Annotated in this window: 12 protein-coding genes; 10 read left to right on the top strand and 2 right to left on the bottom strand. The window is 61.8% G+C overall.

The window, feature by feature from the left end; genetic code table 11:
• Positions 1-11: 11 nt before the first annotated feature.
• Positions 12-338 carry a low affinity iron permease family protein gene (locus NL532_RS12250; RefSeq protein ID WP_023687797.1) on the top strand — a complete coding sequence of 109 codons (327 nt, stop codon included), beginning with the start codon at positions 12-14 and terminating at the stop codon, positions 336-338.
• 214 nt (positions 339-552) lie between these two features.
• Here NL532_RS12250 and NL532_RS12245 read toward each other — a convergent pair whose 3' ends face one another.
• The gene (locus NL532_RS12245) at positions 553-828 is read right to left on the bottom strand and encodes a hypothetical protein (protein ID WP_023667991.1); all 276 of its coding nucleotides are present in this window, start codon (positions 826-828) and stop codon (positions 553-555) included.
• Positions 829-1,045: 217 nt separating this feature from the next.
• Here NL532_RS12245 and NL532_RS12240 point away from each other — a divergent pair, with 217 nt between their 5' ends.
• The 9 genes from NL532_RS12240 to NL532_RS12200 all read left to right on the top strand — a co-directional run bounded on the left by NL532_RS12240 (position 1,046) and on the right by NL532_RS12200 (position 10,264).
• The gene (locus tag NL532_RS12240; RefSeq protein ID WP_031203153.1) at positions 1,046-2,152 is read left to right on the top strand and encodes an NAD-dependent epimerase/dehydratase family protein; all 1,107 of its coding nucleotides are present in this window, start codon (positions 1,046-1,048) and stop codon (positions 2,150-2,152) included.
• On the top strand, positions 2,149-3,222 hold the full coding sequence (locus NL532_RS12235; RefSeq protein WP_023691444.1) for a GDP-mannose 4,6-dehydratase: 1,074 nt from the start codon (positions 2,149-2,151) through the stop codon (positions 3,220-3,222). Before NL532_RS12240 ends, NL532_RS12235 begins: the two co-directional genes overlap by 4 nt.
• Complete coding sequence (locus NL532_RS12230) at positions 3,219-4,511, top strand: TIGR04295 family B12-binding domain-containing radical SAM protein (RefSeq protein ID WP_023829130.1); 1,293 nt, start codon at positions 3,219-3,221, stop codon at positions 4,509-4,511. Before NL532_RS12235 ends, NL532_RS12230 begins: the two co-directional genes overlap by 4 nt.
• A complete protein-coding gene (locus NL532_RS12225; RefSeq protein ID WP_023667987.1) occupies positions 4,496-5,596 on the top strand; it encodes a glycosyltransferase family 4 protein in 1,101 nt (366 codons plus the stop codon). The genes NL532_RS12230 and NL532_RS12225 overlap by 16 nt, the downstream gene beginning before the upstream one ends.
• A gap of 2 nt (positions 5,597-5,598) precedes the next feature.
• Entirely contained in the window at positions 5,599-6,729 is a 1,131-nt protein-coding gene (locus NL532_RS12220; protein ID WP_023829129.1) for a CgeB family protein, read from the top strand.
• On the top strand, positions 6,726-7,820 hold the full coding sequence (locus tag NL532_RS12215; RefSeq protein ID WP_023667985.1) for a CgeB family protein: 1,095 nt from the start codon (positions 6,726-6,728) through the stop codon (positions 7,818-7,820). Before NL532_RS12220 ends, NL532_RS12215 begins: the two co-directional genes overlap by 4 nt.
• Positions 7,817-8,920, top strand: a complete 1,104-nt coding sequence (locus tag NL532_RS12210) for a CgeB family protein (protein WP_023829128.1) — start codon at positions 7,817-7,819, stop codon at positions 8,918-8,920. Before NL532_RS12215 ends, NL532_RS12210 begins: the two co-directional genes overlap by 4 nt.
• Before the next feature lie 23 nt (positions 8,921-8,943).
• A complete protein-coding gene (locus tag NL532_RS12205) occupies positions 8,944-9,984 on the top strand; it encodes a UDP-glucuronic acid decarboxylase family protein (protein WP_023681096.1) in 1,041 nt (346 codons plus the stop codon).
• Between the two features lie 94 nt (positions 9,985-10,078).
• A complete protein-coding gene (locus NL532_RS12200; RefSeq protein WP_023667982.1) occupies positions 10,079-10,264 on the top strand; it encodes a hypothetical protein in 186 nt (61 codons plus the stop codon).
• An 8-nt stretch (positions 10,265-10,272) separates the two neighbouring features.
• Here the strand turns inward: NL532_RS12200 and NL532_RS12195 are convergent, their stop codons facing one another.
• Positions 10,273-12,087 carry a hypothetical protein gene (locus NL532_RS12195; RefSeq protein WP_245270286.1) on the bottom strand — a complete coding sequence of 605 codons (1,815 nt, stop codon included), beginning with the start codon at positions 12,085-12,087 and terminating at the stop codon, positions 10,273-10,275.
• Between the last annotated feature and the right edge of the window lie 24 nt (positions 12,088-12,111).

Here is a 12,111-nt window from a genome sequence, read left to right as displayed (position 1 = left end):
AGTTCTTTCGCATGGCCAATCATCCCGTCACCGGCGTGCTTACCTCAATCGGCACATTAACCTCCCGCCCCGCGGCATTCCTGATCCTGTTGGTCTACGCAATCCTTTGGATGATCTTCGAGCGTCAGACCCTGGACTGGCATGGAGCGGCTACCTTGTTTACGTGGGCCATGACGCTGTTCATCCAGCGTGCCGAGCACCGCGACACTCAGGCCATTCACGCCAAACTGGATGAGATCCTGCGATCAGACCACAATGCTTCGAACATCACGCGGATCGACGATGAAGAGCCCGAGGAAATCGAAAAACACCGCCACCGCAAGCAGCAGGACGACTGATGAGCGGCGTTTTGGTTTCACGGCAGGACGAGTAGCGGGTTTCCAGCTTTTGACGCCTATCCAGCCCCGCCGCCTCCTGCGCTCAGGCCCAGGCCTTCGATCCTTGCTGCGCCTGTGGTTCAGCGACCGAAGGATCGGAGCCCTCTATTGTTCCACTGATCCAGAAAAATTTGCCCGAGAACCAGGTCGGGCAAATCGGCCGGCTCGAAGTGCGTCATTCGCCTTTCTGGTTGCGCTCGACGAACTTGTTGAAACGGCTGGTTTGTCCGTCACCAGTCTTGGACTGGTAAAGAAAGGCCAGATCGTTCTCGTCGAATATGCGGAAGAACTCGTCCCATTCGACCGGCTCGAATGCTTCCTCGGGTTTGCCGAAGTCGATCCGCAGGATGCCGCCCGCGCCTTTGGTGCGAACCACTGCCGGCCGTCCATCCCGCTCCTCGGCCCATTTGCGGATTTCGTCGTGATTGGTGGTCGTTTGCGACTGGGACATTGAAATCTCCTTTGATCATCGGCGTTGCCAACATCGGGCATCGTCGGGGCTGCCGGCGTCCTAACAGCACAAGGGCGGCAATGTTCCGGCACGGCGCGGCGAGCGCGATGTGGCTGCTTCCGAACGAAGCCGGCCAAAGGAACTTTGTTGAAGCCAAGGGAACAAACCTTTTGCCGAAAAGTTCGGGTCGCCAAGATTACCTGTCTGAGGAGTGGTCGTGGAACGGATATTGGTTACAGGGGGCTGCGGCTTCATTGGCCGGCATGTCGCCCAGGAACTCATCGAGCAGGATTATTCGGTTCGCATTTTGGATGTGCTGCTGGAGCAGGTGCACGCAGGCGAAACAGTCGCCCTTCCCGCCGGGGCCGAGCTGATCAAGGGCGACATTCGGGACCCGGAGGCGGTCGCCAAGGCGCTGGAAGGCGTTGACGCGGTCATTCATCTGGCCGCGGAAGTCGGCGTCGGACAGTCGATGTACGAGATCGCGCGCTATGTCGGCACCAACGATCTCGGCACCGCGACGCTGCTTGAGGCGCTGATCAAACACCCGGTCGAGCGCATTGTCGTCGCCTCATCGATGAGTGTCTATGGCGAGGGCCTCTATGCTACATCGGACGGCCGGCGCATCGACAATGCCCGGCGCAAGGCGAGCGACATCAAAAACGGGCAGTGGAATCCGCTGTCGCCGGAAGGCGAGCCCCTCTCCCCCCTGCCGACGGACGAGGAAAAGCCGGTCGACCTCGCCTCTATCTATGCACTGACGAAATACGCCCAGGAACGCGCCGTGCTGATCTTCGGCGAAGCCTATGGCATCGATGCGGTCGCGCTGCGCCTGTTCAACGTCTTCGGCGCCGGCCAGGCGTTATCGAACCCCTATACCGGCGTGTTGGCCAATTTTGCTTCGCGTCTCGCCAACGGCCAACGGCCAATGATCTTCGAGGATGGCGAACAGAAACGCGATTTCGTCCATGTGGATGACGTCGCCCGCGCCTTTCGTCTTGCGCTGCAGCAACGCCAGGCAAGGGGTCACGTCATCAACATCGGCAGCGGCCGAGCCTATGCCATCAGCGACGTCGCGCGGGTACTTGCCGAGGCCATGGGAACGCCGGACCGCTCGCCAGAACTGCTCGGCAAGGCGCGCTCCGGGGATATCCGCAACTGCTTCGCCGATATTTCCAAGGCCCGTGAGCTGCTCGGTTTCGAGCCGAGGCAACAACTGGAGAATTCGCTCGCCGATTTCGTTTCCTGGGTGCGCAACTCCTCCGCCATCGACCGCGGCGCCGACATGAAACGCGAGCTTGAAGAACGTGGGCTGGTGTCATGAATACGCGCAATCGACGCGACGCGCCCGTCGCCATTGTCGGCGGCAGCGGCTTCATAGGATCGAACCTGGCCGACAGCCTGTTGTCGGATGGCGAGCCGGTGCTGGTGATCGACAATCTCAGCCGCCCCGGCGTCGAACAGAACCTTGAATGGCTGGCGCAGAAACACGGAAGCCGCCTCATGGTCGAAACGATTGACGTGCGCGACGCCAACGCGCTTGCGCCCGTTCTGAAGAGTTCCAAGGCGATCTTCCACCTGGCCGCGCAAACCGCCGTCACAACGAGCCTGGTCCAACCGGACGAGGATTTCGACATCAACCTTCGAGGAACGTTCAATGTCCTCGAGGCGGCGCGGCTGAGCAGTGAGTTTGTTCCGGTGGTCTTCGCCAGCACCAACAAGGTCTATGGCAGCCTGCCCGACGTCGCGGTGCGCGAGGACGGCGATCGTTACCTGCCTTGCGACGGCATCATCCAAGCGAATGGCATCGACGAGACCCACGGCCTGGATTTCTGCACGCCCTATGGCTGCTCCAAAGGCGCGGCGGACCAATATGTGCTCGACTATGCCAAATCCTACGGCATGCCGACGGCGGTGCTGCGGATGAGCTGCATTTACGGGCCGCGCCAGTTCGGAACCGAGGATCAAGGCTGGGTCGCGCACTTCCTGCTGAGTGCGCTGACGGGACGTCCAATCACCATTTACGGCGACGGCAGACAAGTGCGCGACATACTGCATGTCTCCGATGCGGTCGCCGCCTACAGGGCCACGCTCGATCGTATCGAGACGACCAAAGGACAGGCATTCAATCTTGGCGGCGGCCCCGATAATGCGATCAGCCTGCGCATGCTGTTGAGCGAGATCCGTAGCTTGACCGGCCGTGAGCTTTCGATCCGCCATGATGGCGAACGCACCGGCGATCAGCCCTTCTTCGTCGCCGACACCCGCAAGATCAAAGCGATGCTTGGCTGGAAAGCTCGTGTTTCATGGCGCGAAGGCATTCGCGATCTCGCAGACTGGCTGCAACAACACCGGCTCCAGCCTCGCCCCGAAGTCGTGAGGTACGTCGCATGAAAATTGCCCTGGTAAACCCGTTCTGGACCTATGACGACAGCATTTATTTCGGCTGCCGCCAACCACATCTCCCGCTGGAACTCGGCTATTCGAAATCCCTGCTCGAAACAGCCGGCCATGAGGTGTTGATGCTGGATGGGCAATTGCAGAAGCTCGACAACTCGGACCTCTCCGAGCGTGTGGCTGATTTCGCGCCTGCAATGACGGTCGTCAGTACCGCCCCGACTTATCTGTTCTGGCGCTGCGCACCACCCGAGTTGCGCGTGCCGGCCGATTTCCTCAACCGTCTCGCCGGGCGCGGTGGACGCACAGTCGCGGTCGGGCCGCATGGCTCGGCTACGCCCGCGCCAACCTTGCGCAAGCTTGGCGTCGACATTGTTGTGCGCGGCGAATGCGAGGAAATCGTCGCGGAACTTGCCCGGCGCGACGACTGGAGCGCTGTGCCCTCGACCGCTTACCTGCGCGAGGCCAAGGTGGTTTTGACCGGCGGCGTCCACGCCAGCTCGTTTGTCGATCATCCGCCACTCCAATGGCCATCAGACTGGATCGCTGCCCATTCGCATCACCATCACAGGTTCGATGACAATCAGGTTGGGTTCGGCGCGGAGGTCGAAGCATCGCGCGGTTGTCCCTACAATTGCAGCTTCTGCGCCAAGATCGATTTCCGCGATGCCTATCGCCGCCGAAACCACGAGGCTGTCATAGCGGAAATCGATGGGCTGATTGCCCAGGGGGTCGGCTACATTTATTTCATCGATGAAATCTTCCTGCCGCAAAAAGCGCTGTTGGAAGCGTTGATCCATCGCGCCGTGAAGTTCGGTGTGCAGACCCGCATCGACCTTTGGAAGCCCGAGCTGCTGGAATTGCTTGGTGCGGCCGGCTGCGTCTCCATCGAGGCCGGCCTCGAAAGCCTGACCGTGGAAGGTCGTGCGATGCTGGCGAAGCGCTGCCGGCTGGGCACCGAGGAACTCGCCGCGCTGCTCGTCAACGCCAGGCGTCACGTTCCGTTCGTACAGGCCAATCTGATCGGCGTCGTCGAGGATGATCCTGCCCTCGTCGATTACTGGCGAACGCACCTGATCGACAACGGCGTGTGGGCCAATGAACCCGTACCGCTTTATCCATATCCGAGTTCGCCAAGCTATCGCGAGCTTTGGGGCGAACCCGACGACCTCGCCTGGGAGCGCGCCCATGATCACTATCTCGCATCATTCCAGAAGTTCAGCGACATCCAGGAAAGGCGCCCGCGTCCGCTGGCGGAACTGGAGGCGACATGTTGCGGACACTGACGCCGCGCTCGCGGCGCATCCTGATGACGGTCGACGCCGTGGGCGGCGTGTGGCGCTATGCGCTCGACCTGGCCAGGGAACTTGTCAACGGCGGCGATAGCGTGGTGCTTGCCGGCCTCGGTCCGCCACCGTCCAGGCAGCAGGCCGACGAGGCGGAGGCTTTCGCGAAGCTGATCTGGCTGAACACGCCGCCGGATTGGATGACCCGCAACGGCGGTGATCTCGACGCGCTGCCGCGGGAGTTGCATGCGCCCATGCGCGACCACGCCATCGACCTTGTCCATTTCAACGCGCCTTCGCAGGCAGCGGGATTCGACGCCCCATGCCCGGTCGTGGTGGTCTCCCATTCCTGCGTGACGACTTGGTTCCATGCGGTCAGAGGACAGGCGGCGGATGGGGCATGGGCCTGGCAGAAGGAGCGCAACAGACGCGGCATGGATCGGGCCGACGCGGTCATCGCGCCGAGCCGCAGCCACGCCGACATGCTAGAGACCTGCTACGGCCCGATCGCGCGCTTGAGTGTGGTCAGAAATGGTGCCCGTCCTCTGCCGAATGCCGAAAAGCACCAACCGCTCGTGTTCGCTGCTGCCCGCTGGTGGGACGAGGGCAAAAATGCCGCGGTGGTCGACCAGGCGGCGTCCCTGACGCGATGGCCTCTGTTTGCCGCCGGGTCGACGAACGGCCCAAACGGCGAGCATGTCAGCTTCAGCCATGCTGTTCCTCTGGGAGCAGTGCCATCCGACGAGGCGCGTTCGTTGATGGCTCGCGCGGGTATTTTCGTATCGCCATCGCTCTACGAGCCATTCGGCCTGGCCGCGCTGGAAGCCGCCATGTCGGCTACGCCCCTGGTGCTTTCCGATATCGCCACCTATCGCGAACTATGGGACGGGGCCGCGATATTCTTTGACGCGCGCGATCCGCACGATCTCGCTGCCTGCCTCAACCGTCTCTCCAGCGATGCCGAGCTCCGGCGAGAGCTTGGCCAGGCAGCCATCCGACGCAGCCGCAGGTTTAGGCTGACAAAGCAGACAGCGGCTATGCGCGGCGTCTACGACAAAGCGGCCTTAGCGATGGCGGAGCGCTGATCATGCGCTTTGTGTTTTACACCCACTCGGTCGTTTCCGACTGGAACCATGGCAATGCCCATTTCCTGCGCGGCGTCATGCGAGAGCTGGTCCAGCGCCGGCATCAGGCTATTGCGCTGGAGCCGGCGAATGGCTGGAGCCGGTCGAATCTACTGGCTGAGAAGGGGTCGTTCGCCATCGAACGCTTCCGCAAGGATTTTCCCGAACTGATGCCGGTGACCTACGATGCCGGATTTGATCACGAAGCCTGGATTGCCGAGGCCGACGTTGTGATCGTTCATGAGTGGACGGATCCGGAGCTTGTCGCACGTATTGGCCGTGCCCGGGCCGCCGGCGGCAACTTCATCCTTCTTTTTCACGACACCCACCACCGGGCCGTGTCTGCGACCGAGGCACTCTCGGCGCTCCGGCTGGAGCACTATGACGGCGTTCTCGCCTTTGGCGAAACCTTGCGCGAGAGCTATCTGCGCGCCGGCTGGGGCAAGCGCGTCTTCACTTGGCATGAAGCGGCGGACGATCGCCTGTTCAAGCCGCACCCGGAGATCCACCCCACCTCCGATCTGGTCTGGATCGGCAACTGGGGCGATGATGAGCGGACCGCCGAACTCAAGGAGTTTCTGATCGAGCCGGTGCACGATCTCGGCCTTGATGCCGCTGTTCACGGCGTACGCTACCCCAAGACCGCACTTGCGGATCTGGCCACCGCAGGACTGCGCTATGAGGGGTGGATCGCCAATGCCGACGTGCCGAAGGCCTTCGCCGCGCATCGTGTCACCGTTCACATCCCACGGCGCCCCTATCGCGAGAGGTTGCCCGGAATCCCGACGATCCGCATGTTCGAGGCACTCGCCTGCGGCATTCCGCTGATTTCAGCGCCATGGTCCGATGTCGAGCAGCTTTTCAGGCCCGGTATCGACTTCCTGTTCGCCGAGAATGGCTCGCAAATGCGGCAACAGCTTCGGACGGTGTTGTCCGACGAGGACTTTGCGGCCTCGCTGGTGACCTCGGGTCTCGAGACCATCCGCTCGCGGCACACCTGCCGCCACCGCGTCGACGAGTTGCTCGGCGTGCTCACGCAATGCGCGAACCGACACACCGCCGTCCCGACAGCCGCAAAGGAAGCCGTCGCATGAAAATCGCATTCTATGGATCGAGCCTTTTGTCGTCCTACTGGAACGGTGCCGCGACGTACTATCGCGGTTTGCTCAAGGCACTTTCGCAATTGGGTTACGAGATCACGTTCTACGAACCCGATGTCTACGACCGGCAGAAGAACCGCGACATCGAAGCTCCCGACTGGTGCACTGTCGTCGTTTATGAGGCGACCCAGCATGCGCTGATGCAGGTCGCGGCACGTGCCGCCGGCGCCGACATCGTCGTCAAGGCGAGTGGCGTCGGTTTCGAAGACGAGGCGCTGCTTCGCGCCGTTCTCGACCACGCCCGCAGCGACGCGCTTGTCGTATTCTGGGACGTGGATGCGCCAGCCACGCTTGCCCAGTTGCGCGACGAGCCGGACCACCCGCTCCATCGTGCACTGCAGGAGATCGACCTCGTGCTGACCTATGGTGGCGGCGATCCCGTTGTCTGGGCCTATCGTGCCATGGGCGCCAAGGAGTGCGTGCCCATCTACAATGCGCTCGATCCCGAAACGCACCATCCGGTCGCCAGCAAAGCGCGTTTTGCCTGCGACCTGGCGTTCCTCGGAAACCGGCTGCCGGACCGTGAAGCGCGTGTCGAATCGTTTTTCCTCGATCCCGCCAGCCAGCTGCCGAAACAGCGTTTCCTGCTCGGCGGCTCGGGTTGGGGCGACAAGCCGCTCCCAACCAATGTCGGCTGGCTCGGCCATGTTGGCACCCGCGATCACAACGCCTTCAATGTCACGCCAAAAGCCGTGTTGAACATTAGCCGCGACAGCATGGCAGCCAACGGTTTTTCACCGGCCACGCGAGTGTTCGAGGCGGCTGGCGCCGGCGCCTGTCTCATCACGGATGCATGGCTGGGCGTGGAACTGTTCCTGAAACCAGGCGAGGAGATCCTGGTCGCGCGTGACGGCGGCGATGTCGCGGAGATAATGCGCTCGCTGACCCCCGGGCGGGCCAAGGCAATCGGCCAAGCCGCACTTCACCGCGTGCTGGCGGACCATACCTACGCGCTTCGGGCGGATGTGGCGGATGCCGTCTTCAAACGTCATTTCGAGCACGGGGCCGTGGAGGCAGCGGAATGACCAAGAAACTGGACATCGTCTTTCTCGGCCTGTCGCTGTCCTCATCCTGGGGAAACGGCCACGCCACGACTTTCCGGGGTCTTTTGAAAGGCTTGCACGGACTCGGTCACCGGGTGACTTTTCTGGAGCGCAACGTGCCCTGGTACGCCAATCACCGCGATCTGCGCGATCCGGAGTTCTGCGCCTTGCGCTACTACGAAACCACTGCGGAGCTGCAACGCGACTACGCACAGTGCCTGGAGCAGGCCGACATCATCGTCATCGGATCCTTTGTTCCAGAAGGACGCCAGGTCATCGACATCGTCGCCTCGCTTTGCAAGGGGCAGCTCTGCTTTTACGACATCGACACCCCGGTGACCCTGGCCAAGCTTTCAGCCGACGATTGCGATTATCTGAGTTCGCGGCAAATTCCGTATTTCGATGTCTATTTCTCCTTCACCGGCGGACCAACGCTCAGCCATCTGGCGCAAGACTTCGGCGCGCGCCATGCCGAACCTCTCTATTGTTCGGTCGATCCGGAACGGCATCACCCGACAGGAGATCCGATCCGCTGGGATCTCGGCTATCTCGGCACCTACAGCATGGACCGGCAGACAACGCTGAACGCTCTGCTGCTCGAGCCCGCACGGCATATGCCGAACCTCCGTTTCGTCGTGGCCGGCTCCCAATATCCATCCGACATCATCTGGCCGGACAATGTCGAACGCATCGAACATTTGCCGCCAGCCGATCACGCCGCGTTCTATAGCCGTCAGCGCTACACGCTGAATGTCACACGCAGTTCCATGATCACCGCAGGATGGTCGCCCAGCGTGCGCCTGTTCGAAGCGGCGGCTTGCGGCACGCCCATCGTCAGCGACCGCTGGCCAGGGCTCGACAGCTTCTTTCCCGCGTCGGCGATCCACACCGCCGCGGAGACGGACGATGTCATAGATATCCTCGTTGGCGAGTCCGAGCGCGCACGCCTGGCCATGGCCGGCCGGGCTCGCAAACTCGCCCTCGCTTCCCACACCGGTGCGGCCAGGGCTCGCGAATTCGTGGCGGCGCTGACCCAACCAAGGGCGACGGCCCTCGATCTCGACATTGGAAGTGCAGCATGAACGGCAGACAGGAGAAAACAGCGATGCGACAGACAAGAAAGGCGCACAGGGCAAAGACGGTGCTTGTTGCCGGCGGCGCGGGTTTCCTCGGTTCGCATCTTTGCGAAGTATTGCTCCGCAACGGCTGGCGCGTGATCTGCGTCGACAATTTTCTGACCGGGCGCATGGAAAACATCATCTCGATCATGGACCGGCCGGGTTTCCGGTTGATCGAGCAGGACATCTGCCGGCCACTGGATCTCGGCGAGCCCGTGGATCACATCTTCAACCTGGCCTGCGCCGCCTCACCGCCGCGTTATCAGGCCGACCCGATACACACCACGCGTACCTGCGTGATCGGAACCCTCAACCTGCTCGAACTCGCTGTCCGCAATGACGCGCGACTGCTGCAGGCCTCGACGAGCGAAGTGTATGGCGATCCGGAACAACACCCGCAAAGGGAGGATTACGTCGGTCATGTGAACTGCACCGGCCCACGCGCCTGCTACGACGAGGGCAAGCGCACCGCCGAAACGCTTTGCTTCGACTATCTAAGGGCCGGCAAGGCCGACGTCCGCGTCGCGCGCATCTTCAACACCTACGGTCCGAGAATGGATCCGGCCGACGGTCGCATCGTCTCGAATTTGATCATGCAGGCGCTCGAGAAGCGTCCGCTGACGATATTCGGCGACGGCCAGCAAACGCGATCCTTCTGCTATGTCTCCGACTTGATTGATGGATTGATGCGCCTGATGAACATCGACCCCAATCCGGGCAAGCCGGTCAATCTGGGCAATCCCGGAGAATTCACCATCGTGCGACTGGCGGCATTGGTGAAGGCGATGACCGGCACCAAGTCGGATCTGAAATTTCTGCCCCTGCCGCAAGACGATCCTCGGCGCAGGCAGCCTGATATTTCGCGTGCGAAAACGCTGCTCGGCTGGTCGCCGAGAGTGCCGCTCAACGAAGGGCTCAAGCTGACGATCGATTATTTCGCGGCGCTCGAAGGCACCGGCATCGGCGATCAGATGACAGGCCTTGCCAAAAGGAGACCCGCAGGCGGGCTGCAGAACCTTCCTGCATGACGTGGGCCGCGGCCGGACCTGCCCGGAGATCGTGCGGAACATCCATCCAACCTTGTAGTTTGGCGGGAGGGACCCGATACGGAGGATCATCCTCATGCAACCCAAGCGACCCGCGAAGGATGTCGACAAGATTGCCGAACGCGAGGCGGCTGCCTATCTGCGGCGCTCCTCGATCACCTATCTCGAGTGCTGCGTCAGCCTGATGATGACGCATCTGCAGCGCGAGGAAGTGGCCGCTATTCTCGAGCAGGAAGCAGACATGCTACGAAGGCTGGATTGATCGAAACGCTACACCTGAGATTCGTCCAGGAATCGTATCAGCCCCGCCCTGTATCGGTCTCCGGTCGCGGCCAGCCTTGCTTTTTCCTGGCCATTTTCGGATTGCGCAGCCGTGCTCCAGAGCCCGATTTGGAACGCCAAATAGCAGGGTTCGAAAAAATCGATGTGGCCATTGTCAATATCGAGCCCTATCCCCTCGACCAATGTCGTCACATCGCTGTCGGATAGTCCATATTCGACACGGGCGCCGGCAATGTCCCACTCTATCGGCTGGCAGCCAATCAAATCGTGTGCCCGGCAATGGTCGACGGCATCTGTCTTGAGCACCGTGCCGTCGGCACAAACGAGAAACTCCCACGCGTGAAGCTTTCCGTCGATTTCCACCCGCTGCAGAACATACGCAGGGGTTTTTTTCGAGAGCCAACGGCGCAACGTCGCCGCTCGGTTCTCGCCCAGGGCTTCAGATGTATTGGAAACAGCCATTTCCGCGAGTGCGAGCAATGATGCACCCGGTTCGCAGGTTCGGAGATTGAGCGCCCGCCAGGTTAGATAGCGCGCCAACTCCGCGACCAGCCTTCCTCTTGGCAGCGGCGCCTGGTCCATCGTGGTGCCGTCAATCCACCGTTCGACCAGAAAGCCGTGGCAAAGCCCGACCACTTGCGATCCGAACCCGGCTTTCCCCAACATTTCCGCGGCTCGTCTCTTACGCCGTCCGGTTTCGCCGAGGCCGGCGAATTTGACGAGCCAGCGACCACACCCCGCGGACGCCAGGAATTTACGCCGCTCGATGCCGCGCGGGCTCGGCGGCCAATGCTTTTCGTCGACGTAGTGGACGCTCCTCCATTCGCCACCAGACAGTTCGGTCAGGCGTAATTCGGGGCTGCCGACCGCCTCGGCCACCCATTCGCTAAGCGTGGGAATGTTCGAGCTTTCGGGGAAGGTGCATTCGAGCGCCGTCGCCACATGTTTCGGACAGCGCGACCATGTCTCCCTGGCCTCCCGTGACGCTTCGATGCCCGGGTTGCCAGGATGGCTGGGAAACAGGTGAATGCGGTCCATACCAATACCCAGTTCCCGCAGCCACGCGACGACGGCGTGCATCGAACTGCCGGACAGACCGGGACCTTCGTCTACAACGGCGAAGCGTGCCGATGGATTGTTCTTCCAGGAAGCGATCGAGCGCGGATCGGCATTGATGTGCCTGCGGAAAGGATGGCCGAACGGACGAACGCTGAACGGCGCCGGCGCGCCAATCGCGGCAGCCACTATGGCGGCAAGCCCCAGGCCGATGCTGCGGATGCCGATCACGCATGTGTTCGCATCGAGACCTGACTCCTGCGCCGCTCCCAAATAGCTTTCGGGATAAAGCGCGTAATGCGCGTAACCCTCGGCAGAACCGGTCAGAACCTCAGCCTCGCAATCCAACCCGTCCAGCAGTTGGAGAAGTCCTGGGTCGATGCCACCGCCCACGGCGAAACCGCTTCGCCACGACTTCGCCACCTCGGCCGCAAGACCAACCAGCAATCTCGCGCCTTGCTGTTGCCGCGGCGAAAAGATGTCGATGCCGCTGGTCTCGAAATCGACATCGGCAAGCGCCCGAACCAGTTCCGATACGCTGATGAATAGTCCGACCAACGCGGCATGGCGTCGGAGGCCACGAGCCATGCGGTCCAGACTTTGAGCAATCTCGCTGGCAGCTTCGCGAAGCCGTTCTGCGCTCTGCCTCCGCTTCTGGTCGCCGTAAACGATCATCGATCGGTTTTCCAATGCTTTGCCTTGCGGCAACGCAGCGAGCGCTGCTTCGATCCATGCTGTCTTGCGCAATTTTTCGGCAGGCCAAGGAACATT

It is taken from the genome of Mesorhizobium sp. C120A, assembly GCF_030323105.1.
In the GTDB taxonomy this organism is placed as follows: Bacteria; Pseudomonadota; Alphaproteobacteria; order Rhizobiales; family Rhizobiaceae; genus Mesorhizobium.
Note: the sequence above shows the minus strand (reverse complement) of the source record. Positions and strands in the feature narration are given on the sequence as shown.